Origin of the sequence: Mycobacterium sp. Aquia_213, assembly GCF_026625985.1 — a bacterium.
Taxonomy (GTDB): domain Bacteria; phylum Actinomycetota; class Actinomycetes; order Mycobacteriales; family Mycobacteriaceae; genus Mycobacterium.
Genome location: NZ_CP113116.1, coordinates 2,782,649 through 2,805,183, shown reverse-complemented (window position 1 = coordinate 2,805,183; position 22,535 = coordinate 2,782,649). Strand labels below are relative to the sequence as shown.

Below are 22,535 nucleotides of genomic sequence, written 5' to 3'. Positions count from 1 at the left end.
TAAAGGCCCCGCGGCCTAGGACTGCCTGATCGCGGTGCAGTAGTAGGCGTCAGCGGCCGGATTGCCTGCGGTCGAAGGTACTTCGGGTAGGCCGTCGGCCGCGAACAGTTCATTCAGCGTCCGGACCGATGTCTGCCAGCCGTGGCGATCCAGGTATGCGGCAACGTCATTGCGCTCAACGTCGTAACGCAAGTCGGCGAGTTCCACATCGAACCCGTGCGCGCGCCAGCGCTCGCCGGCGATCGCAACCGCGTCCGGCGCCGGCTCACCGCTTTCGTCCGAGCGAGCGCCGAAAATCTCTGCAGCAAGCCGACTTCCGGCCGTGCTGAAGCCGGTGATGTTGTCCAGCAGGCGATCCTGCGCGTCCGGCGGCAGGAACGCAAGCAGCCCTTCGGCGATCCATGCGCTGGGCTGGGAGGCGTCAAAGCCCTTTTCGCGCAACGCCGTTGGCCAATCGTGGCGCAGATCGATCGGTACCACGCGCAGCTCCGTCGTCGGCTGTGCACCCAGATCGGCCAGCGTTGAGTTCTTGAATTGGATCACTTCGGGCTGGTCGATCTCGAATACCTTGGCTCCGTCCGGCCAAGACAGCCGGTAGGCCCGCGCATCCAGTCCCGACGCCAGGATGACGGCCTGGCGGATACCCGCGTCCATCGCGTCCCGGAAAAACGCGTCGAAGTACGGCGTCCGCACACTCATCAGGTCGGCCATCCGCTGCAAACCCCACGCCTCGTCGGCACCGTCGATGTCGGCCGCGTCGATCTCCCCGTTGGCCCATCGCGCCAGGAATTCGATTCCCACGGCTCGTACCAGTGGTTCGGCGAAGGGATCGTCGATCAGCGGCTTATCGGCCTTCGTGGCGACGGCCCGGCCGGCGGCCACCATGGTGGCGGTCGCTCCGACACTGGTCGCCAGATCCCACGAATCGTTTTCGGTACGAGGCATTTTGATCCCTTTCGGCGAGACAAGGTAATAGATACTTAGCGGCGGTAATGAATCCCCACCGAGGATACACGCGCCGACGAGTACTGCCCGTGGCGTTCAATCGTCCTTGGCGTGAACCGCGGTAAAAGACAGTGTCACGTCGTCGGCGACCTGCACCGAGCCCATCAACAGCGAGTACGGCTTGATGCCGTAGTCGGACTGGCGGACCGTGGATTCGGCAGACATTCGCCAGGAGTCACCGAGATCTTCTGTGTGCAAATCGATTACGTGCTCTCGCCGTTTTCCGCGGATCTCAAGCGTGCCGCTGAGCCGGTAGCCGTTTTCGGTTTTTTCGATGGCGTCGGCGGTGAAACGGATTTCGGGGAAGCGGTCCGCGCCCAGCGAGCTCAATGCGTTGGAGCGCACCAGCGCCTTCTCGGGACCGGAGAGGCCCTTGACACCACCCTGGCTGCTGAGCACGCCGAACGAGTCCGCCTCGACCGTAAGCTCGGCCGCGACGGGATCGGCGCCGGCCCATCGCACGGTAGCCGTCCAGCGCGCCATCGCGATGGTGAGGCGATGGCCCATCCGCGCGGCCCGGCCTTTGACGCCGGTACGTAGCCGCAGTTCACCGTCAGCAGCGTCGAGAGTCCACACGTCGGTCACAGACCGACTGTATTCACATGGTCAAAACGGTGCGGTACCGCGCTCGCCCTTGCTCCATCGCGGCGTATCCAGCGGCGGCCTGCGCCAGTGGCAACTCTTCGATCCAGGCCCGCACTCCCGATAGCACCGCGAAATGCATTGTGTCTTCGACATCTTTCGAAGTGCCGGACGGGTGGCCGACGATGCTCACACCCGGCGTGATCAGCTGTACCGGGCTGATCGGCAGCGGCTCCGTGGTGACGCCGATGGTGATCAATTCGCCCTGCGGCAGCAATCCGCCAACCGTTTCGGCCATGGCCGCCGAGCTCGAGGCGGTGGCCAGCACGACGGTCACGCCGCCCAGCGCCTGTAACGCTGCGGCGACGTCGCCACTGGTGGAATCGATGTAGTGATGCGCGCCCAATTTCCGGGCATCGGATTCTTTGCCGCTGCCCCTGGCAATCGCGATGGTCTCGAAGCCCATCGCCCGGGAGAACTGCACCCCGAGGTGCCCGAGTCCGCCGACACCGAGAATCGCGACCCGGTCACCGGGTAGCGCCTTGGTGTGACGCAAGGCGTTGTACGTCGTGACGCCCGCACAGCCCATCGGGGCCGCCTCCACATCCGACAGCTCGGACGGAATCCGGGCCAGCGCGTTGGCCGGCGCCGTCACCGACTGCGCGTAACCGCCGGGGTACTGCCAGCTCGGGACCTTCATGTTCGCGCAATGGATGAAGGTGCCTCTGCGGCAGGGTCCGCAACGATTGCAGTTTCCGCCGAACCAGCCGACGGTGACCCGCTCGCCGACCGCGAAGCCCTCCACGCCCTCACCGAGTTCGGCTATGGTTCCGGCGATTTCGTGGCCAAGGGTGAGCGGCCACGTCATGCTCGGGAAGCCGCCGTTGGCGAACGCACGGTCGGTGCCGCACACACCACAAGCCGTGACCGTCAGCCGTACCTCGTCACGGCCCGGCGGTTTGGTTTCAACCTCTGCCAGCTCCAAAGGCGCACCAGGGGACTGCATTTGGACGGCTTGATGTGTCGGCATGGACTACCCCCCGATCGACTCAGTGCCTCAATGGGCGACGGGGCATTCCCCGGACCCGCTGGTGTGGTAGTCGACCTGCCAGTGCTTGATTCCGTTGAGCCAGCCCGACCGTAGCCGTTCAGGCTTGCCGACGGATTTCAGATTGGGCATGGCGTCGGCGATCGCGTTGAACATCAGGTCGATCGTCATCCGCGCCAGGTTGGCCCCGATGCAATAGTGCGCGCCGGTGCCGCCAAATCCTACGTGCGGGTTGGGATCACGCAGGATGTTGAACGTGAACGGGTCGTCGAACACTTCCTCGTCGAAATTGGCCGAGCGGTAAACCATTACCACCCGTTGCCCCTTCTTGATCTGCACCCCGGACAGCTCGTAGTCCTCGAGTGCGGTGCGCTGGAACGACGTCACCGGAGTGGCCCACCGGACAATCTCGTCGGCGGTGGTGGCCGGACGTTCCCTCTTGTAGAGCTCCCACTGATCCGGGAAATCGGTGAAGGCCATCATGCCCTGGGTGATGGAGTTGCGGGTGGTCTCGTTGCCGGCCACGGCCAGCAGGATGACGAAAAACCCGAACTCGTCGTCGGACAGCTTGTGACCGTCGACGTCGGCCTGGACCAACTTGGTGACGATGTCATCCCCGGGGTTTTGCGCCCGATCGGCGGCCATCTGCATGGCGTAGGTGATCAGTTCGACCGAGGCGCCCATCGCGTCGTTGCGGGCGAATTCGGGATCTTGGTCTCCCACCATCTGGTTGGACCAGTGGAACAGCTTCATGCGTTCGTCTTGGGGCACCCCCATCAGCCCGGCAATGGCTTGCAGCGGAAGCTCACACGACACCTGCTCGACGAAATCGCCGGAGCCTTCGGCGGCCGCCTTCGCGACGATCTGCCGGGCGCGCTCGTTCAGGTCGTCGCGAAGCCGTTCGACGGCACGGGGGGTGAAGCCGCGGGAGATGATCTTGCGGAGGTGCGTGTGCTGCGGGGCGTCCATGTTGAGCAGCACGAACTTCCCCGTCTCTCGCTGCTGCTGGACAGTGCCGTCCTTGTAGCGGGGCAGGGCGGTGTTCTCCAGGCTGGAGAACACATCGCTACGCCGCGAAATCTCTTTGACGTCCTTGTGCTTGGACACCACCCAGTAGCCCTCGTCGTCGAATCCGCCGGAACCGGCAGGCTGCTCGTTCCACCAGATCGGCGCGGTCCGGCGCAGCTCGGCCAGTTCTTCCACCGGCAGTCGCTGCGCATGGATGTCCGGATCGGTGAAATCGAACCCGGCAGGCAGGTTCGGGCTCGGCTTGGTGGTCGTCTTAGTAGTTGACAAGGCCCACTCCTCGATACGAAGTCTTCTAGTCGTAATGCTTGTGCCAAATAAACCACTGCAACACCACTGTTGGGAAGCATTGACACAACTTCGATCGACCAAATTGCAACATGTTCACCGACGGCGTGGTGCAAGCCGCCGGGAGGACACCGTCGGCGGGCAGCAGGCAGGTCCACGGCCGCGTTCGGTCGCCCAGGCCTTGTGGCCTGGACCACAATAGATATGCTTTGGTCCAGGTCACCGGCACGACGGACCGGGTGACGCCTACGCGAAGGGGTGGAGCGGATGATTCGCGAAGTACTCGCCGTCGCCGTGATCACGGCCGGCGCCGTCGCGGTGGCGCCGTGTGCGGCAGCCGGTTACGAGGGCGATGTGCCGAACATGAACTATCAGGCCTCGTTGGGCGCACCGTGCGACAACTACGAGCGCTTCATCTTCGGCCGGGGCCCCAGCGGCCAGGCCGAAGCCTGCCATTTCCCGCCGGCCAACCAGTTCCCGGCGGCGACCATCGGCTACTGGGTGATCTCGTATCCGCTGTACGGCGTTCAGCAGGCCGGCGCGAAGTGCCCGGGCCCGCAGAGCGCGGCACAGTCGGACCGGGGACTCCCCATGCTCTGCCTGGGAGCTCAAGGCTGGCAAGAGGGTTGGTTCACCGGAGCAGGGTTCTTCCCGCCGTCGGGATAACGATCATGCGCGAACGTCGGCCGACGCAAGGTCCGGTTCCCCGGTGGCTGCGCTTCGTGCTGGCGTCCGATCGGGCCGGCTCGGCCTGGTACATCGGGACCGGCTTCTTCTTCGCTCCGGTGCTCGCGGTCTTGTCGCCGTGGCCCGCCGTCACCGCCGCGCTCTGGGCGGTTATCGGATTGGCGGGGCTGTGGCTCGGTCTGCTCGGCATCGCGATGGCCGTGGGGCTGGCCCGTGTTCTGCGTTCCGGCGCCGAGATCCCCGAGGACTATTGGCGGACCCTGGTCAACTACTGACCCTCTAGAGTCGTAGCTAGGTTCTTTTCAAGACCCGCAACGATAAGGAGACTCCGGTGGCGGTCAATCCCAGAGACGCCGTGGACGCGGTCAAGGACATCGCGACCAATGCCGTCGAAAAGGCTTCAGACATCGTCGAAAACGCCGGTGACATCATCCGCGGCGACCTCAAGGGCGGGGTCAGCGGCATCGTCGAGAACTCGATCGACATCGCGACTCACGCCGTGGAACGGACCAAGGAAGTCTTCACCGGCGGCAAGTACGACGTCGACGAAGAGTAGTCGTCGCTAGACGCTGGCGGCCTCGTTGAGCTCGTCGAGCTTGGCCGTTGCCTCCAGGTACTCCTGCACCCAGCGCTCGATCACGGTCGACGTCTTCTCCACCTTGCTGAACTGCCCGACGACCTGACCGACGGGGTTGAACGCTACGTCGACGGATTCGTTGGGGTAGCGGTTCGTGGCGCGCACTGCCATGCCGGAAACCATGTACTGCAACGGCATACCGAGCGGCTTCGGGTTGTCCGGGTTCTCCCATGCCTCGGTCCAGTCGTTGCGCAGCATGCGGGCCGGCTTGCCGGTGAACGAGCGGCTGCGCACGGTGTCGCGGCTGCCGGCCTTGACGTAGGCCTCCTGCTGAACCGGCGTGTTCGAGGACTCCTCGACCATCAACCATTGCGAGCCGGTCCATGCGCCCTGGCAGCCCAGCGCCAATGCCGCGGCGATCTGCTGGCCACTGCCGATGCCGCCCGCGCCGAGGACGGGGACCGGAGCCACCTCCTTGACGACCTGCGGCCACAGCACGATTGAGCCCACCTCACCGCAGTGCCCGCCGGCCTCGCCGCCCTGAGCAATGATGATGTCGATGCCCGCGTCGGCGTGCTTGCGCGCCTGCGAGGGGGAGCCGCACAGCGCGGCCACCTTGAGTCCGGCCTCGTGGATGTGCTTGATCATGTCGGCCGGCGGCGTGCCGAGCGCGTTGGCGATCATCTTCACCTTGGGGTGCTTGAGCGCCACCTCGACCTGTGGCGTGGCTGTCGCCTCGGTCCACCCGAGCAGCTGCAGGGTGTCGCCATCGCTGTCCTCGACCGGGACGCCGTGGTCGGCGAGGATCTTCTTGCCGAAGTCCAGGTATTCCTGCGGAACCATCGACTGAAGCTGTTTGGTCAGTTCCTCGGCCGACAGGTTCGAGTCCATGCCCTCGTACTTGTTCGGGATCACGATGTCGACGCCGTACGGGTGGTCGCCGATGTTCTCGTCAATCCAGTTGAGCTCGATCTCCAGCTGCTCGGGCGTGAAGCCCACCGCTCCGAGCACGCCGAACCCCCCGGCCTTGCTGACCGCCACCACGACATCGCGACAGTGCGTGAAGGCGAAGATCGGGAACTCGATGCCGAGTTCGTCGCAAATAGGGGTGTGCATTACAAACTCCTGGGATGCCGGCCGAATTGGAACGTGTTCTAGTTTAGTACGCGCGGCCATGACGTGGCCAGGGGCCCCTGACTAGCGCCCCGCGACTACGGCGCGTTGCTCTGCGGTCTCAGATGACCAGGGCGCGGGCCACCCACAGGACCAGGAACGCAAGCATGCACCCGACGCAGACGAGGTGATCGCGACAGACCGACCGCGCCAGGTGGCTTTGCTCGGCCACGCTGTCGGTGCGGTGTCCAAGCCGTATCGCGTCGGGAACCGTCTGGGTCAGCGCCAGCATCGTCGGGATACCGGCGAGCCCGGCCGAAACCACGAGTAGCCAACCGGGATCGCGCCCCAGGGTCGCCTGAAACCCCAACGCGCCCAACAAAATCAACATCACCAGAGCGATCAGCCGACTCATCGGGCGCGCCGCGGTGGTCGCGCGGTGGTAATACCCCGCGATGGAGGCGAGCACCGGCTCGGGCAGTTCATCACCGGCGGATCGATGCGCGAGAACCTGGACGTCGAACATCAAATCCATCCACAAAACCGCGAAGAGGAAGCCGCTGCAGGCCGTGAGTAAGGGAGCCACAGCGGTCACCTCCCGTTCGCCCTCGACACCGTCGGCAGCGCGGTCAGCGACGTGGCCGCACCCGAACCCCAAGTCGTCCTATTGTTTCGCAGCCAGAGGAATCAGCACAGGGCCGCAGCCATGCCAAATCGGCACAATGACCGGCGGTCGCGCGGATGAGAACCGGTTCTAAGTCCAGCGTCACGCGACGGCATTGACCGAAGCCAACAACCACGACTTCCATGCGTTGGGAATCGGTATGTACCCGTTGTCCGCCAAGCCGTCCTGGCCGGCACCGAGGGAGCTTTCTAGGAATGCGCGCACGGCGGTGCCGACCTGCGGATCCGCATACTTCGAGCAGACAATCTCGTAGGTCGCCATCACAATCGGATAGGCGCCGGACTGCGTGGGGTTATAGAACGACACGGTGTCGAGCACCATGTCGTTATCCCGGCCGATGACCGCGGCGCCCGAAATCGTCTTGCTCACCGAGTCGGTGCTGATCGCTACCGCGTCCGGACCGGCCGGGGTGACGATCTTTGCCATGCTCAAATTCTTCGACTTGGCGAACGACCACTCGTTGTAGGTGACAGCCCCTTCGGTGGCCTTGACCGCCGACGAGGTGCCGTCGTTGCCCTTGGCACCCTCGCCGACGCCGCCGTTGAACGCCTTCCCGGAGCCCTTACCCCAAACGCCCCCGGACGCCGCATCGAGGTACTTCTGGAAGTTATCCGTGGTCCCGGACATATCGCTGCGGAACACGACACGAATCGGCTCGGCGGGCAGCGTCACGCCCTTGTTGAGCACCTGGATTGCGGGATCGTTCCAGGTGGTAATGGCCCCATTGAAGATCTTCGCTGCCGTCTGAGCATCGAGATTCAGCGAATTCAAGCCCTTGACGTTGTAAGTGATTGCGATCGGCCCGAACACCACCGGAAGATCCCACGCCGGCGATCCACAACGCTGTTGGGCCGCGGCGTACTCATTGCCTGCCAGCGGTGAGTCGGAGCCGCCGAAATCGGTTTGGTTGCCGATGAATTCGCTGATCCCGGCTCCCGAACCATTCGCGGTGTAGTCCAGGGTCTGACCGGGGCAGGCCTGTTCGAACGCCTTGATGAACCGCGTCATCGCGTTGGTCTGGGCCGTCGACCCGCTCGCCTTCAGCCTCGCCTTCCCGCCACAATTCACCGTCACCGGCGTCGAATCCTGCCCGGCCGCATTCTCGTCAGCCCCGCACCCCGACAGGAGCAGCACACCGCTAGTCAAGACGCTCAGCGCCCCACCAAATCGGTTGCGCTTCAATTCCGTTCCTAACTGTCGCGATGAACCGAAATCGACCGTCGGGATGAATCGGGGCCGCCGCCTCCGTGGCCGCGACGCGTAACCAGCGATCTCCGCCAGCTACGAGCCAAATACTAACAAGATCAACACCTACGCCTTCGTGAAATCTTCCCGAGCGCGCGCCCTGCGGCGACGACTCTTGATCCGCTCCGTCGGCAGCGGGTAGCGTAGTGCTGCCAATTACGAAACGGTGAGTAGCGTAATAGGTTTCCCCGTCTCCCGAAAGGATCGGCTCGATGCGCAGCCCCTACTCCGGCCGCCCTTTCACCACGTCAACGGAGGAAATCGCGGCGGCCCTGGAGGACGTCAGCATCCCCACGCTGCTGTTGTCGCTCGTCCACATCACCGGCGACCCGCGATTCATTCGCGACTACAAGCAAATGGGCATCTTCCTCAACGAGGTGCAGGGGTTCATGTCGGAAGACGACAAGGCCCGTGCCCGCGCCGAGGCGCTGACCGTCATCAGCGAGTATCGCGACCGCGGCTGCCCCGAGCCGGAGCCGCTGAGCCCGGAACTCATCCGCGAAATGATGGACTGGGCGGCCTGCGAACACGTTCCCGACGACTACCAATCCCTGGTCGCCGAAGAACTCGACCTGGACGGGACCGACCCGCGCCGCCCGGTGGCAATACCCACCGAGCGCGCGGCCGACCTGCCGATCCTCGTCGTCGGATGCGGGGAATCGGGACTGCTGGCCGGCGTCCGGCTCCAACAGGCGAACATCCCCTTCACGATCGTGGAGAAGAACGCCGGCCCCGGCGGAACATGGTGGGAGAACAGCTATCCCGGAGCCCGGGTCGATGTCGCCAACCATTTCTACTGCTACAGCTTCGAACCCAACAACGACTGGACGCACTTCTTCGCCGGGCAAGACGAGCTGCAGCACTACTTCACCAAGGTGATGAAGAAGCACGACCTGGCCGAGCACATCCGCTGGAACACCGAGGTTCTGGCAGCCGAGTGGAATGACGGCGAGGGAATCTGGAGCGTTTCGTTGCGCGACGCGGACGGACAGACCAGCACGCTTCGGGTGCGCGCCCTGATCACCGCGGTCGGCCAGCTCAATCGGCCGCAGATCCCCGAATTCGATGGCGCCGACAGCTTCGCGGGGCCGTCCTTTCACTCCGCGGCCTGGGATCACTCGGTCGACGTCGCCGGCTTGCGAGTCGCCTTGATCGGCGCCGGCGCCAGCGGCTTCCAGATCGCGCCCGCCATTGCCGAGGACGTCGAGCATCTCACTGTCTTCCAGCGGACCGCCCAGTGGATGTTCCCGAATCCCATGTATCACGACGAAGTCGGAGACGGCGTGCGCTGGGCGATGCGCAACCTGCCGTTCTACGGACGCTGGTATCGGTTCTTGGTCTTGTGGCCCGGATCGGATAAGGGCCTCGACGCCGCCCAAGCCGATCCGAACTACGCCGATCAGGATGCGGCCGTCAGCGACATCAACGCCGCTGCCGCAATGATGTTCTCGCAGTGGATCACCAGCCAGGTCGGCGACGACGACCAGTTGTTGGCGAAGGTGATGCCCGACTATCCCGCCTGCGGCAAACGCACGCTGCAGGACAACGGCAGCTGGCTGCAGACGCTGCAGCGCGACAATGTCGAACTGGTCCGCACCGCGATCCAGAAGATCACCCCCCGCGGAGTCGTCACCCAAGACGGTGTGGAGCACGAGGTCGACGTCATCGTGTACGCCACCGGTTTCCGGCACACCGACGTGTTGTGGCCGCTGAAAGTGACCGGCCGCAACGGAATTGACCTACACGAGATGTGGGGGAGCCGCCCGTACGCGTACCTGGGCATCACGGTCCCCGAATTCCCCAACTTCTTCATCATCTACGGGCCTGGCACCCACCTCGCGCACGGCGGCAGCCTGATCTTCCAGTCCGAACTGCAGATGCGCTACATCGACCAGTGCCTGCAGCGCCTGGCCGACGCCGAGGTGCACTCGATGGAACCCAAGACCGAAGCCGCGACCGGTTGGCACCAGCGGACTCAGACCCAGATCAAGAAAATGGTGTGGTCTCATCCCGCGGTCAAACACTCCTACTTCAAGAACGCCGACGGGGAGATCCACACCGTCAGCCCGTGGCGCCTCAACGAGTACTGGGCCGCGGTGCGCGAGCCTGATTGGTCCCAATTTATTGTGCGACGCCGTAGTTCGTAATTCGACAAGGAAGTGAGCACACCGCTATGCGCACGGTAGTCGTCGACGGACCCCGCAACATCCGGGTCGACACCCGTCCCGATCCCGCTCTTCCCGGCCCCGACGGAGCGATCGTCGAAGTCGCCGCCGCCGGCATCTGCGGATCCGACCTGCACTTCTACGAGGCCGATTTTCCGATGCCCGACCCGATCGCGCTGGGCCACGAAGCGGTCGGCACGGTCGTGGAAGTCGGGCCCGAGGTGCGCACCGTCAAGGCTGGAGATCAGGTCATGGTGTCGTCGGTGACGGGCTGTGGCAGCTGCGCGGGGTGTGCCACCCGCGATCCGGTCATGTGCTACTCCGGCTTTCAGATCTTCGGCGGAGGCCTGCTGGGTGGTGCACAAGCAGATCTGCTCGCCGTGCCCGCCGCCGATTTTCAGCTGCTGAAGATGCCCGACGGCATCAGCACCGAACAGGCACTGCTTCTTACCGACAACCTGGCCACCGGCTGGGCTGCGGCACAGCGCGCCGACATTCCATTCGGCGGCACCGTCGCGGTCATCGGCCTGGGCGCAGTCGGCCTATGCGCGCTGCGTAGTGCGTTTTTCCAGGGCGCTGCAACGGTTTTCGCGATCGATATGGTCGACGGCCGGCTGGACCGCGCGGCGCAGTGGGGTGCGACGCCGGTCAAAGCGCCTGCCCTCGAAGCGATCATGGCGGCCACCGGCGGACGCGGCGCCGACGCGGTGATCGATGCCGTCGCCACGGATGCCTCCCTGACCGATGCGATCAACACCGTCCGGCCCGGTGGCACAGTCTCGGTTGTCGGTGTGCACGACATGAATCCGTTCCCGCTCAACGCCTTGGGCTGCCTGATTCGCAGCACGAGCATGCGATTCACCACGGCGCCGGTGCAACGGACGTGGCCGGAGTTGATCCCGCTGCTGCAATCCGGCCGGCTCGACGTCGATGGCATCTTCACCACGTCAATGTCGTTGGACGAAGCCGCCAAAGCGTACGCGACCGCCGAGTCGCGATCGGGCGACGTCGTGAAGATTCTGCTGAAGCCTTAGTCGCCGTCGCGCTGAGACTCGCGGCGAACGTGGTTCGCCAGATAGCGCAGCGTCCGCATCGGCCGGCGCCGCACCGAGGCGAGGCACATCACCGGCCAGCCGTGCGCCGCGGCCGCGGCCGCCAGACCCGAGCGGGGGTTCACCGGTCGCGGATAGCCGACCACCGACATCGACGCCGCATCCTCGTCACCATCGGCGTAGAAGTAACTGTGTTGCGCCGCAACATCATTGTCGGTACAGAACAGTTGCACCGCAGATGCTTTCGTTGCGCCCCATACGATCGGTTTGACGATTCCGCCGGTCAGGCATCCGTGCTCGTCAAGCTCGAAGCGGTTGCATTGCACGTTGGAGATACCCAGAAAGCGGGCGACCGGCAGCGCCTGAATCGACAGCGCAGATGAACTGAGCACCACGGTATGCCCGCGTTCCTGATGCGCTTGCACGATTTCTCGCATATGCGAATACATGCGTGGGGCAACACGTTCGACGAACAGCCGCTCGCCCAACTCGTCGAGGTCGACCAGTGACTGGCCCTGCAAATAGCCGGCGGCCCGCACGATGAGGTGCTCGAATTCCAGGCGGCCGAATCGATATCGCAGCGCGGCTTCGAACACGCCGGCCAGCTCACCGATACCGACCTGCCGGCGCCGGATCCGGTCGCCGACGTGCACCGCCGCCGTGAAGCCGTCGACCAGCGTTCCGTCGAGATCGAAGAAAGCACCGACTCGCGGTCCTGGTGAACTGACCGCGATCTCGGCTATGGCATCGGCGGGCGAGAGCATCGTCATGGTCACCACGTCGACTCCATCCGTTACCGGGTTGCCGTTATGTACTGCGAATGCATGAAACCGTCGATTTTCACGTCGACATCGGGCGGTGTCATGCCGTAGCCGGCCTGCAAGTCGAGGGTGCTGCGGATCGGCTCCACGCTCCAGCCGTGTGCGGCCAGCCATTCGGCGGGGTCACCCTTGGGCTCGTAGGTAAGGGAGGAGAAGTCCACATCGCCGGACATATTCACTCCGGGGTGGTTGGTTTCCAGCGCTTCGAGCTGGTCGTGGTCCAATCGCGATCCCAGTGCGCCGATGGCGATTCGGCTGCCGGGTGCGCTCAGTCCGCTGATCCGGGTGAAGAGCGTGTTCTGGGCTTCATCGGTCAGGTAGGGCAATATCCCCTCCACCGACCAGGCGCTGGGCCTTTCGGTGTCGAAACCGGCCGCTTCCAGCGGCCTGGACCATTCGGTGCGCAGGTCGGCGGCGACCTCAACCCGCGACGCCTTGGGCACCGCGCCGTGCTCGCCCAGCACATGAGCCTTGAATTCCAGGACTTTCGGCAGGTCGATTTCGAAAACGCTTGTTCCGGGCGGCCATTCAAGGCGATACGAGCGGGAGTCCAATCCCGCGGCGACGATCACCGCTTGTTGAATGCCCGCGCCGGCCGCGGAAACGAAAAAGTCGTCGAAGAAGCGAGTCTGCACACCGTAGAGACGCGGAAACGCGGTCTCGTCGTCGGTGGTTCCCGGATTGGCAAGCACACCGGCCAAATACGGGTCCTGTGACGCTGCGATGAACACCTTGGCGTATTCGTCTCGGACCAGCGGTTGCGCGCTCACGGCGTGTAGTGCACGCCATCCCGCCACCAGGAGAGCGGTGTAACCGACGCTGCTGACGATGTCCCATTGGTCGTCATCGGAACGGAGCGAGCCGAATTCGGGCCCGGATGCCGGCGCAGTGCTCATGGTCGCCCCTCCTGTTTCGATAGGCCAAGATCCAAGGTACCTGTGAGGGCCAGTTCAGAGTTCGAGAAACACCGTTACCGGTCCGTCGTTGACCAATTCGACCTGCATATTCGCCCCGAACACGCCGGTTTCGACGTGGGCGCCCAACCCGCGCAACGCGTCCGCGAACGCCGCGACCATGGGCTCGGCCACAGCGCCGGGAGCCGCCTTGTTCCACGATGGCCGGCGGCCCTTCGCGGTGTCGGCGTAAAGCGTGAATTGGCTGACCACCAGGATCGGCGCATCGATATCGGCCGCGGAATGTTCGTCGGCGAGAATACGTAGATTCCAAAGCTTTTCGGCAAGCCGGCGCGCTTTGTCGACATCGTCGCTATGGGTGACGCCGACAAATGCCAGCAGCCCCTGGGTTTCGGGCCGGATGGCACCCACCACCCGGCCGTCGATCGCCACCGCTGCCGACGAGACCCGTTGCACCAGAACCCGCATGGTTCGATGCTGCCAGGCCGGATGGGTACGCTCGTCACGTGTCTGTCCTAGTCGCGTTTTCCGTCACCCCGCTCGGGGTCGGTGAGGGCGTCGGCGAGATCGTCGCCGAAGCGGTGCGGGTGGTGCGCGATTCCGGGCTGCCCAACAAGACCGATTCCATGTTCACCGTGATCGAGGGAGATACCTGGGAGGAAGTGATGGCGGTCGTGCAGCGCGCGGTCGAGGCCGTCGCCGCTCGTGCCCCCAGGGTCAGCACGGTGATCAAGGCGGACCTGCGAGTCGGCGTCCAGGACGCGATGACCCAGAAAGTCGCGACGGTCGAGCGCTACCTCGCCGAGGGTTAGGGCCGCGGCGCTTCGCCTGAGCCCGCTCGGCGCCCGTCGCGTGTGCACTGACGGCGTCGGGTGTGCGTCCAGGTCGGCAAGAATTCACACTCGACGCCGCCCGGCCGGCCAGGCAGCGCGGGTGCGTAGGCTCGTGCCGGTGAGCGCACGCGCAGGCATCGTCGTCACCGGAACCGAAGTCCTCACCGGACGCGTCCAGGACAGAAACGGCCCGTGGATCGCCGACCGGCTGCTCGAACTGGGCGTAGAGCTGGCCCACATCACCATCTGCGGCGATCGCCCCTCTGACATCGAGGCGCAACTGCGCTTCATGGCCGCGCAGGGCGTGGACCTGATCGTGACCAGCGGTGGACTGGGTCCGACGGCCGACGATATGACCGTCGAGGTGGTGGCCCGCTTCTGCGAGCGCGAGCTGGTGCTCGACGAAGAAGTCGAAGCCAAGATCGCCAACATTCTCAAAAAGCTTATGGCGCACTTCGATTCGGAAAGCTTCGATGCGGTGCGCGCGGCGAACCGCAAGCAGGCGATGGTTCCCGCCGGCGCCCAGGTGCTGGATCCGGTGGGCACCGCCCCCGGCGTCGTGGTGCCCGGAAAGCCAACGGTGATCGTGCTTCCCGGACCCCCGCGTGAGCTTCAGCCGATGTGGCACACGGCCATCCAGACTCCCGCTGCGCAGCAGGCGATCGCCGGCCGGACGATCTACCGTCAGGAAACCATCCGGATGTTCGGGCTGCCCGAGTCGGGGCTGGCCGAAACGCTGCGGGACGCGCAGAATTCCGTCGCCGGATTCGAGGCGCTGGAGATCACCACCTGCCTGCGGCGGGGCGAGATCGAAATGGTCACCCGCTACGAGCCCGACGCGGGGGAGGCCTACGCCGAACTGACCCGGCTGCTGCGCGACCGGCACGGGCAACAGCTGTACTCCGAGGACGGATCGCAGGTGGACGACGTGGTCGCGCGGCTACTGTCCGGCCGCCGGATAGCCACCGCGGAGTCCTGCACGGCGGGACTGGTGGCCGCGCGGCTGACCGACCGGCCCGGCTCATCCGAGTACGTGATGGGCGGCGTGGTGAGCTACTCCAACGATGCGAAGGTGCAGCTGCTCGGCGTCGATGCCGCGCTGATCGACGCGCACGGCGCGGTGTCCGAACCGGTGGCCGAGGCGATGGCCGCCGGCGCGTTGCAGCGCTTCGGCGCCGATACCGCCGTCGCGATCACCGGCATCGCCGGGCCCGGCGGGGGAACGCCGGAGAAGCCGGTGGGAACGGTCTGCTTCACCGTGCGGCTTGCCGAAGGCCGCACGGACACCCGAACCCTGCGACTGCCCGGGAACCGCTCCGATGTCCGCGAACGCTCGGCGACGGTCGCGATGCACATGCTGCGACGCGCCCTGAGCGAGCAAGCACCCCTGTGAACCGATGGTGGCGACCCGCCTCGCCCGGCTGCGCCGCGCTCGCGATCGCCACTAGATCACGTCACTTTTGTTGGTAGAAAAGCGGTTTCGGCGGTACCAAAGCGAATTCCGGTCGCATCCTTACCAATCAGTGTCAGGAACGCCACGGCGAGTAACACCGGCACGATCGTGACGGTCAGCGCAAACGGATAACCGTGCGTCTCCGCCAGGTGTTCCTGGATGGGCAGGTTGAACGCGGCGAGCAAGTTGCCGAGCTGGTAGGTCACACCGGGGTAGAGGCCGCGAATGGCGTCCGGCGACATCTCGGTCAGGTGCGCGGGAATCACCCCCCAGGCGCCCTGCACGCAGACCTGCATCAAAAACGCGCCGAGGCACAGCATCGCCGCGCTGCGCGAGTAGGCGAACAACGGGACGATCGGCAATCCCAAAATCGCACAAAAGACCACCGTGTAGCGCCGGCTGAAGCGTTGCGACTGCGTGCCGAAGAACAGGCCACCGACGATCGCACCGATGTTGTAGACCACCACGATCCACTTGACCGTCACGCTGTCCAGGCCGGCGCCGTGGTTGGCGTGCGCACCCAGGAATGTCGGGTAGACGTCCTGCGTGCCATGGCTCATCCAGTTGAAGGCGGTCATCAGCGCCACCAGGTAGAAGAACCGGCGAACGATCTTGCCGTCGCGCAGCACATCGCGCAGCTTGGTGTTGGTGAGCTTCATCTGGTCCTGGGCGGCTTCCCACACCTCGGACTCCTGCACCCGGTAGCGGATGATCAGGCTGATCAACGCCGGGACGATGGACAGGGCGAACAGCCAGCGCCACGACAGCCCCAGCCAGTCCATCACCACCAGCGATCCCACACTCGCCAGCAGATAGCCTAATGCGTAGCCCTCCTGCAGCAGCCCGGAGAAAAAGCCGCGCCGCTCGACGGGAACCTTCTCCATCGCGAGCGCGGCGCCCAGTCCCCATTCACCGCCCATGCCAAGGCCGTACAGCATCCGCAGAATCATCAGCACGGTGAAGTTGGGCGCGAACGCACAGAGGAAGCCGACGATCGAGTAAAAGATCACGTCCACCATCAGCGGGGTCCGCCGGCCGACCCGGTCGGCCCACAGCCCAAATAACAATGCGCCCACCGGGCGCATGATCAGGGTGGCGGTCGTGACGAAGGCGACCTCGGCCTTACTGATGTGAAAAGTCTTCGCGATGTCGGCATACACGAACACCACGATGAAGTAATCGAAGGCGTCCATCGTCCAGCCCAACATCGCCGCAATGAACGAGTTTCGTTGATCGCCACTGAGGCGTTGAGTTGTCACGTGAGCATCGTGGCGCAACGCGAGCCGTTTGACCATGCACGCCGCCGGAGTAAGTTCGCGATACATGCGAATCATCGATGCCGATGGACATGTCGCCGAAAATTCCTCGCTGACGATCGAGGCGATCAAACGCTGGCCCGACCACGTAAAGCCCAGCACAGACAGGCGTCTGCGGCTGATGATCGAAGGCCGCAACTATCCGGAGGACCGCGGCCCGGGCGCCGGCTGTCCGCCCGAGCACGGGATCAGCAAGTCGCCCAACATCAACTGCTCGTCTCCCGACGGCGTGCTGGGTGACGCCGACCGCGATCACATCGACACGATGGTGTTGTACCCGAGCCTTGGGCTCTGCGCGCCGAGCCTCGAAGACCCCGAATTCGCGGCGGGATTCTCGCGGCTCTACAACCAGTGGATCGCGGACTACTGCGCCTCGTCGGGCGGCCGGTTGCGGGGCGTGGCCGTGACGCCGATCGAGCACGGGCGGCTGGCCATTGACGTCATGACCGAAGCCAAGGACCTCGGGCTGGTGGCAATTCTCGTCCCGCCGGCGCTGAAGACCCGCAACCTGGACCATCCCGATCTCGACTCGTTCTACGCCGCCGCGGTGGAACTCGGGATGCCGCTGGGCGTCCACGGCGCCCCCGGAATTCATCTGCCGAAAATCGGCGTGGACCGCTTCACCAACTACATCCAGGTGCACTGCATCAGCTTCCCGTTCGACCAGATGACGGCCATGACCGCGATGGTCTCCGGCGGCGTCTTCGAGCGCCATCCCCAATTGCGGGTTGCTTTCCTCGAGGCGGGCGCGGGCTGGGTCCCGTTCTTCATCGACCGTCTGCACGAGCACTACGAGAAGCGAGGGGATTGGGTCGAGCACGGTTGGCGGCGCGATCCGCACGAATACCTGTCCGCGGGCAACATCTTCGTCACGTGCGAGCCCGAAGAACCGATCCTGCCCGGCGTCATCGACGTGCTGGGCGCCGACTTCATCATGTTCGCCAGCGACTACCCCCATTGGGACGGCGAGTGGCCGGAGAGCACCAAGCACCTGCGCACCCGCGCGGACATCAGCGAAGAGGCTCGGGAAAAGATCGCCGGGCGCAACGCACAACGCTTCTACGCGCTGAACTAGCTCGACTATGGCTGCCCCGCAGCCACTTCGGTGAGAGGATGTTCGGCATGGGCCCTTTTCTGATTCGCGCCGCATTGACCGGATTCGCGCTGTGGGTCGTCACCAAATTGGTCCACGGCCTGAGCTTCGTCGGGGGCAATACGACATTGCAGCGGGTCGCCATCATCTTCGCGGTGGCGGTGGTATTCGGCCTGGTCAACGCGTTCATCAAGCCGATCGTGCAGTTCCTGTCGATCCCGCTCTACATCGTGACGCTGGGTCTGTTCCACATCGTCGTCAACGCTTTGATGTTATGGGTCACGGCCTGGATCACCCAAAACACCACCCACTGGGGACTGCAGATCGATCACTTCTGGTGGACCGCGATCTGGGCCGCGATCGTGCTGTCGATCGTCAGTTGGTTGCTATCGCTGTTGAGCCGCGACGTCCGCCGCGCCACCAACCGGTAGGCGTCAGCGCGCCTGCCACCGCGGTGGGCGTTTCTCGGCGAAGGCGCGCGGGCCTTCCTTGGCGTCCTCGGTCGCGAAAACCCGGTCGCTGTGCCGAGTCTCGTTGTCGTAGGCCGACTCAAGATCGAGCGTCAGCCCTTCGACCGCGGACTGTTTGGTCGCAAAGACCGCGAGCGGCGCGTTAGCCGCGATCCGCTCCGCGTAGTCGTAGGCGGTAGCCATCAGCTCCTCCGCCGGCACGACCTGGTTCAGCAGCCCCATCGCAAGAGCACGCTGCGCGTCCACCATGTCGGCAGTCAGTAGCAGCTCCATCGCCAGGGCGTAGGGAATCTGGCGCGGCAGCCGCACCGTGCTGCCGCCGCCGGCGAAGAGCCCGCGTTTGGGTTCCATCACCGCGAACCGCGCTTCGGGCACAGCGACACGGATATCGGTGCAGCCCAACATTTCAAAGCCGCCCGCGACGCAGGTGCCGTTCACCGCGGCGATGATCGGCTTGTACACCGGGAAGCGATGCAGTACGGCATGGATCGCGTCAAGCGCCTCCCAGCCGTCTGGTTTGGGAAGGTCGCCCGTCAGTTCGGGAATGAATTTCTTCAGATCTGCGCCGGTGCAGAAATCCCGCCCGACGCCGGTGACCACGGCGACCCACGCGCCGTCGTCGTCGCGGAAGTCTGCCCATGCGTGTGCCAAATCGCGGAAGTGTTCCATATCCAGCGAGTTGCGCGTCTCGGGGCGGTGGATCGTAATGGTGGCAATGTGAGCGTTAAGCGCGTAATCGATGCTCACGGTGTTCCGCCGTTTCGGTTCGTCGTTGCTACCGTTACCGAAATAGTAAGGGTTTCAGTGCCCTTCGGCCGCCAGCCGGGCGCAGGGAAATTGGGCAATTTGCGCAATTTCACCTCGGTAAATCTCAATTGCACATATGGTCAGCAACGACGAAAAACCGACGGCGGTCGGTTTGACGACAACCCTGCCGACCTTATCGGGACAAGGACGGCGTCGCCCGATACAGCCCACGACGACGGGATGTCGCAGAGATGGACACTGCCGAAATTGGAATCTCGCGGCCCAACAACGGGTCGTACCTTGGTCATGCGCCGAGCGGCCTGCGCACGGTCATCAAGCGCACCGGTTCCTCGGTAGTGGTCCACGTCGGCGGTGACATCGACGCCAGCAACGAGACCGCCTGGCAGGACGTGCTGAGCCGCGGTGCCGCCGAAACCGTCGCCCCCGGTCCATTCGTAATCGACGTGTGCGACCTCGATTTCATGGGGTCGTGCGGTTACGCCGCGCTGGCGCACGAGGCGGCGCAGTGTCGCAATCGCGGCGTCACGCTGCGGCTGGTCACGTGCCAACCCATCGTGGACCGAACCATCGCCGCGTGCGGGCTGCGTCCGCTGCTGCCGACGTACGCGACCGTGGAGACAGCACTATCACCGGTCAGCGATCAGGGCTGACCAAGCGCACTACATCGCGGGCGCAACCCCAGGACAGGGTCACGCCATTACCACCATGCCCGTAGTTGTGGATGCAGCGTGCTCGCCCGAGCGGCTCGGCTTCCAGTCGCACCGACGGACGATCGGGCCGCAGGCCGGTGATCGTCTCAATCACCTCGGCCTCGGCGAGCCTCGGCTCGATGCGCCGGCAGCGCGCCAGGATGCGCGCGCTGATGTCGGGCTCGGCGGTGGTGTCCCAGCGATCCGGGATGCTGATCCCGCCGCACACCACCCGATGCGGGTGCGGGAAGTAGCAGACCCATTCCGGGCCATTGCTGATCTCTAAAAATAGTTGCCGCAGACCAGGATTGGCGAGGATGACATGCTGGCCGAACAGCGGCCGCACCGTCTCGTCGCCCACCAGCGCCCGGGCGCCGAGGCCGGAACAATTGATCACGATCGGTGCGGCGTCGGCGGCCTCGGCCAATGACTGCACGGGGTTTTCCTCGATCTGGCAGCCGGCCGCGGCGAGTCGCTTTGTGAGGTAGTCGAGGTAGTGCGGCATGTCGATCATCGGCACGGTCGCGCGCAACCCGACCCGATAGCCCTCCGGCAGGTCGGTCGGCTCAGCCGGCCGCAGTTCGGGAATCAGGTGCGCGGCCGACGACATCGCCTCGGTCGCGGTCGATTCGGCGACGCCGAGCGCCGGCGCCAGCTGCACCCCCGTGTCGGGATCGGTGGCCAGCTCGCGAAACACGCCGAGCGAATATTCGGTCCACGCCAGTGTTTTGGTCGCTCGCTGAGCCGGCCGCGGCGGGAGCCACACCGCGCCGGCCACCGCCGATGTCGTCTGCTTGGGCATAGCGGCGGTCCACACCCGGACCGGCCACCCTGCTTCGGCCAGACACAGGGCGGAGGTCAGTCCGCTGACTCCGGCACCGACGACGACGATCTGCTGCGCACTGGCCACGACGCCACGCTATCCCTAGCCTCAGGTGCCGGGTACTCGCATTCCGTTCGGCCCGAGCAGACCGTTGAGCGTGCCCAGGGTGCCTTGCAGTTGGGCGCCCGCGACCGGCCCGGGCACGTCGGCGGGTGCAGCGGCGTCCGGGGTGAGCTGCCAGGGCTGGCAGCCGTCCGTCTTGAAGGCCTTGTCGGTCGGTTCGATCTTGACGACCTGCGGCTTTTTGGTGAGCGAGTTGTCGATCAGGGCGCCGTCAGGATTGGACGTCCGCTTCCAGTAGCAGGTGCCGTTCCCGATGGGACCGCCGCTGCTGTAGATGCCCGGCACGATGTCGGTACCCACCGCGTAAAGACCGTCTTTGTCCATGACCGTCTTCGGCGCGCCCGCGGGCGGTGCCGGTGATGCCGATGGCGATGCCGCGGGCGCCGGTGAGGCTGCCGGAGATGGCGACGCTGATTGGCCCGGTGCCGGGCCCGGTGTGTCGTCCGGATTGGCGTTGGCAACGACGGTGGACGCGGCCCAGCCGGCGACCATCAGACTCGCAGCAGCCAACTTCGCCGCAGTAGGTACTCCACCCATAGATACCGAGGGTACCGGGGTCACGAAGCTAATTCACATCGCTGTGAAATCAGCCCGAGCAGCGGCAAAACGCCTAGGCCAACCGCCGAACTGTGCCCGCATATCCGAGCGCGTGCTCATAGACCGCGAGGTTGTCGCGCGAAATCTTCGCGTGCACCGGGCGTTCGAGGAAGAAGCGCAGCACCGGGTTGTAGGCGTGGTACGTCTCGTGGAAGGTCAGCACGGTGGTGCCGTCCGCCTGCTCCTCCAATTGGTGGTAGCCCTCGGCGCGCGACCACAGCGGCGCGCCCACTGCCACATACCGCGACAGCTTGTTGAGCTCCGCCTCGGTCACGGTCTCCCAGGACCGCGCCCGGCCGCGGGTCAGCAGGTATTTGGGCACTTCGAAGATGCAGGTGCGGACCAGGCCTTCGCCGGCTTCGTTGCCTTCGTTCAGGATTTCCATGCTGCCGCCCGGCCACTCGAGCACCCGCGGGCGCGGCGCATTGGGCGGCGCCGGCGGATGTAGTACTCGCCATACCTTTTTCGGCGGCGCGTCGACGTGGAATCGCACGGTGTAGGACTGCATCAGCCTTCTCCATCAGCCGGTATCCAGCTGTCCCAGTAGGTGATGGTCTCCGCGGGCGGCCGCGTGGCCGGCCGGAAGTCGGTGCCGATCGTGTAGGCGACGGGGAACAGCGCGGCCTGCGTGACCGTCGGCGGAATCCCGAGCAGCTCGGCCACCTCCTGCTCCTTGAACAGATGCATCGTCGTCCACACCGATCCCAGCCCGCGCGAGCGCAGGGCCAGTAGAAAGCTCCAGCCCGCCGGGATGATCGACGCCCATGCCGCCGCGGCGATGCCCGGTTCCGCGCTCTCGATGCGCTGGGTGAGGCAGGGGATGACATGCACCGGAACCTGTGCCAGCGTGTCGGTGAGGCTCACCGCGCTCTGGTACACCCGCCGCGTCTGTGGGTCCGTCGCGTTGTCGACCGCGTACGCCAGGTACTCCGAGCCGATGCTGCGGTAGATCTCGGCGATGGCCGCGCGCTTGTCCGCGTCGGTGATCACCAGCCAGCGCCAGTCCTGCGTGTTGCTGGCCGTCGGCGCCTGCATCGCCAGCTGGATACACTCCAGAATCACGTCGCGCCCGACCGGCCGGGTCAGGTCGAGGCGTTTACGAACCGCCCGTGTGGTGCTCAGCAGTTCGTCGACGGTGGCGATGTCCATGGATTCCTTTCCG

Annotated in this window: 26 protein-coding genes; 10 read left to right on the top strand and 16 right to left on the bottom strand. The window is 65.1% G+C overall.

Going from position 1 to position 22,535, the window contains the following annotated elements; translation table 11 throughout:
* Positions 1-15 precede the first annotated feature (15 nt).
* The 4 genes from LMQ14_RS13210 to LMQ14_RS13195 form a co-directional block, all read right to left on the bottom strand.
* Positions 16-945, bottom strand: a complete 930-nt coding sequence (locus LMQ14_RS13210; RefSeq protein WP_267735145.1) for a class I SAM-dependent methyltransferase — start codon at positions 943-945, stop codon at positions 16-18.
* Positions 946-1,041: 96 nt separating this feature from the next.
* Complete coding sequence (locus LMQ14_RS13205) at positions 1,042-1,581, bottom strand: YceI family protein (RefSeq protein ID WP_420714683.1); 540 nt, start codon at positions 1,579-1,581, stop codon at positions 1,042-1,044.
* Positions 1,582-1,603: 22 nt separating this feature from the next.
* Positions 1,604-2,617 (bottom strand): alcohol dehydrogenase catalytic domain-containing protein, encoded by a 1,014-nt coding sequence (locus tag LMQ14_RS13200; RefSeq protein ID WP_267735143.1) that lies wholly within the window; start codon positions 2,615-2,617, stop codon positions 1,604-1,606.
* A gap of 27 nt (positions 2,618-2,644) precedes the next feature.
* Positions 2,645-3,931 carry a cytochrome P450 gene (locus tag LMQ14_RS13195; protein ID WP_267735142.1) on the bottom strand — a complete coding sequence of 429 codons (1,287 nt, stop codon included), beginning with the start codon at positions 3,929-3,931 and terminating at the stop codon, positions 2,645-2,647.
* Between the two features lie 285 nt (positions 3,932-4,216).
* Here LMQ14_RS13195 and LMQ14_RS13190 point away from each other — a divergent pair, with 285 nt between their 5' ends.
* The 3 genes from LMQ14_RS13190 to LMQ14_RS13180 are packed head-to-tail and all read left to right on the top strand — an operon-like array spanning position 4,217 to position 5,192.
* The gene (locus LMQ14_RS13190; RefSeq protein ID WP_267735141.1) at positions 4,217-4,615 is read left to right on the top strand and encodes a hypothetical protein; all 399 of its coding nucleotides are present in this window, start codon (positions 4,217-4,219) and stop codon (positions 4,613-4,615) included.
* 5 nt (positions 4,616-4,620) lie between these two features.
* On the top strand, positions 4,621-4,911 hold the full coding sequence (locus LMQ14_RS13185) for a hypothetical protein (protein WP_267735140.1): 291 nt from the start codon (positions 4,621-4,623) through the stop codon (positions 4,909-4,911).
* Between the two features lie 56 nt (positions 4,912-4,967).
* Complete coding sequence (locus LMQ14_RS13180) at positions 4,968-5,192, top strand: hypothetical protein (RefSeq protein ID WP_267735139.1); 225 nt, start codon at positions 4,968-4,970, stop codon at positions 5,190-5,192.
* A 6-nt stretch (positions 5,193-5,198) separates the two neighbouring features.
* Here LMQ14_RS13180 and LMQ14_RS13175 read toward each other — a convergent pair whose 3' ends face one another.
* From LMQ14_RS13175 to pstS, 3 genes are all read right to left on the bottom strand, one after another.
* Positions 5,199-6,329, bottom strand: coding sequence for a nitronate monooxygenase (locus LMQ14_RS13175; protein WP_267735138.1), 1,131 nt, complete (start codon positions 6,327-6,329; stop codon positions 5,199-5,201).
* A 118-nt stretch (positions 6,330-6,447) separates the two neighbouring features.
* Complete coding sequence (locus tag LMQ14_RS13170; RefSeq protein WP_267735137.1) at positions 6,448-6,912, bottom strand: hypothetical protein; 465 nt, start codon at positions 6,910-6,912, stop codon at positions 6,448-6,450.
* 180 nt (positions 6,913-7,092) lie between these two features.
* On the bottom strand, positions 7,093-8,193 hold the full coding sequence (pstS, locus tag LMQ14_RS13165; protein ID WP_267735136.1) for a phosphate ABC transporter substrate-binding protein PstS: 1,101 nt from the start codon (positions 8,191-8,193) through the stop codon (positions 7,093-7,095).
* Positions 8,194-8,468: 275 nt separating this feature from the next.
* Here pstS and LMQ14_RS13160 point away from each other — a divergent pair, with 275 nt between their 5' ends.
* Positions 8,469-10,403, top strand: a complete 1,935-nt coding sequence (locus tag LMQ14_RS13160) for a flavin-containing monooxygenase (RefSeq protein ID WP_267735135.1) — start codon at positions 8,469-8,471, stop codon at positions 10,401-10,403.
* A 26-nt stretch (positions 10,404-10,429) separates the two neighbouring features.
* A complete protein-coding gene (locus tag LMQ14_RS13155; RefSeq protein WP_267735134.1) occupies positions 10,430-11,455 on the top strand; it encodes an alcohol dehydrogenase catalytic domain-containing protein in 1,026 nt (341 codons plus the stop codon).
* Here LMQ14_RS13155 and LMQ14_RS13150 read toward each other — a convergent pair.
* The 3 genes from LMQ14_RS13150 to dtd are packed head-to-tail and all read right to left on the bottom strand — an operon-like array spanning position 11,452 to position 13,676.
* Positions 11,452-12,243 (bottom strand): HAD-IB family hydrolase, encoded by a 792-nt coding sequence (locus LMQ14_RS13150; protein WP_267735494.1) that lies wholly within the window; start codon positions 12,241-12,243, stop codon positions 11,452-11,454. The genes LMQ14_RS13155 and LMQ14_RS13150 overlap by 4 nt on opposite strands.
* Positions 12,244-12,266: 23 nt before the next feature.
* On the bottom strand, positions 12,267-13,190 hold the full coding sequence (locus tag LMQ14_RS13145; RefSeq protein WP_267735133.1) for a class I SAM-dependent methyltransferase: 924 nt from the start codon (positions 13,188-13,190) through the stop codon (positions 12,267-12,269).
* A 54-nt stretch (positions 13,191-13,244) separates the two neighbouring features.
* Positions 13,245-13,676 (bottom strand): D-aminoacyl-tRNA deacylase, encoded by a 432-nt coding sequence (gene dtd / locus LMQ14_RS13140; RefSeq protein WP_267735132.1) that lies wholly within the window; start codon positions 13,674-13,676, stop codon positions 13,245-13,247.
* Between the two features lie 38 nt (positions 13,677-13,714).
* On the opposite strand from dtd, the gene LMQ14_RS13135 reads away from it, so the two are divergent.
* Together LMQ14_RS13135 and LMQ14_RS13130 are read left to right on the top strand one after the other, a co-directional pair.
* A complete protein-coding gene (locus LMQ14_RS13135; RefSeq protein WP_267735131.1) occupies positions 13,715-14,020 on the top strand; it encodes an MTH1187 family thiamine-binding protein in 306 nt (101 codons plus the stop codon).
* A gap of 133 nt (positions 14,021-14,153) precedes the next feature.
* The gene (locus LMQ14_RS13130) at positions 14,154-15,434 is read left to right on the top strand and encodes a competence/damage-inducible protein A (protein WP_267735493.1); all 1,281 of its coding nucleotides are present in this window, start codon (positions 14,154-14,156) and stop codon (positions 15,432-15,434) included.
* Positions 15,435-15,490: 56 nt separating this feature from the next.
* Here LMQ14_RS13130 and LMQ14_RS13125 read toward each other — a convergent pair whose 3' ends face one another.
* Positions 15,491-16,789: an MFS transporter gene (locus tag LMQ14_RS13125; protein ID WP_420714682.1), complete on the bottom strand. Its 1,299-nt coding sequence runs from the start codon at positions 16,787-16,789 to the stop codon at positions 15,491-15,493.
* Positions 16,790-16,817: 28 nt separating this feature from the next.
* On the opposite strand from LMQ14_RS13125, the gene LMQ14_RS13120 reads away from it, so the two are divergent.
* Together LMQ14_RS13120 and LMQ14_RS13115 are read left to right on the top strand one after the other, a co-directional pair.
* Positions 16,818-17,885: an amidohydrolase family protein gene (locus LMQ14_RS13120; RefSeq protein ID WP_267735129.1), complete on the top strand. Its 1,068-nt coding sequence runs from the start codon at positions 16,818-16,820 to the stop codon at positions 17,883-17,885.
* Between the two features lie 47 nt (positions 17,886-17,932).
* Positions 17,933-18,334: a phage holin family protein gene (locus tag LMQ14_RS13115; RefSeq protein ID WP_267735128.1), complete on the top strand. Its 402-nt coding sequence runs from the start codon at positions 17,933-17,935 to the stop codon at positions 18,332-18,334.
* Between the two features lie 3 nt (positions 18,335-18,337).
* On the opposite strand, the gene LMQ14_RS13110 is transcribed toward LMQ14_RS13115, so the two are convergent.
* On the bottom strand, positions 18,338-19,120 hold the full coding sequence (locus tag LMQ14_RS13110; protein ID WP_267735127.1) for an enoyl-CoA hydratase/isomerase family protein: 783 nt from the start codon (positions 19,118-19,120) through the stop codon (positions 18,338-18,340).
* A gap of 251 nt (positions 19,121-19,371) precedes the next feature.
* Here LMQ14_RS13110 and LMQ14_RS13105 point away from each other — a divergent pair, with 251 nt between their 5' ends.
* Complete coding sequence (locus LMQ14_RS13105; RefSeq protein WP_267735126.1) at positions 19,372-19,791, top strand: anti-sigma factor antagonist; 420 nt, start codon at positions 19,372-19,374, stop codon at positions 19,789-19,791.
* On the opposite strand, the gene LMQ14_RS13100 is transcribed toward LMQ14_RS13105, so the two are convergent.
* The 4 genes from LMQ14_RS13100 to LMQ14_RS13085 all read right to left on the bottom strand — a co-directional run bounded on the left by LMQ14_RS13100 (position 19,775) and on the right by LMQ14_RS13085 (position 22,522).
* Complete coding sequence (locus tag LMQ14_RS13100) at positions 19,775-20,740, bottom strand: FAD-dependent oxidoreductase (protein WP_267735125.1); 966 nt, start codon at positions 20,738-20,740, stop codon at positions 19,775-19,777. The two genes, LMQ14_RS13105 and LMQ14_RS13100, sit on opposite strands and share 17 nt — an antisense overlap.
* Positions 20,741-20,761: 21 nt before the next feature.
* On the bottom strand, positions 20,762-21,313 hold the full coding sequence (locus LMQ14_RS13095) for a hypothetical protein (RefSeq protein ID WP_267735124.1): 552 nt from the start codon (positions 21,311-21,313) through the stop codon (positions 20,762-20,764).
* A gap of 73 nt (positions 21,314-21,386) precedes the next feature.
* Positions 21,387-21,881, bottom strand: a complete 495-nt coding sequence (locus LMQ14_RS13090; protein ID WP_267735123.1) for an SRPBCC family protein — start codon at positions 21,879-21,881, stop codon at positions 21,387-21,389.
* Positions 21,881-22,522 (bottom strand): nitroreductase family protein, encoded by a 642-nt coding sequence (locus LMQ14_RS13085; protein ID WP_267735122.1) that lies wholly within the window; start codon positions 22,520-22,522, stop codon positions 21,881-21,883. Before LMQ14_RS13085 ends, LMQ14_RS13090 begins: the two co-directional genes overlap by 1 nt.
* Between the last annotated feature and the right edge of the window lie 13 nt (positions 22,523-22,535).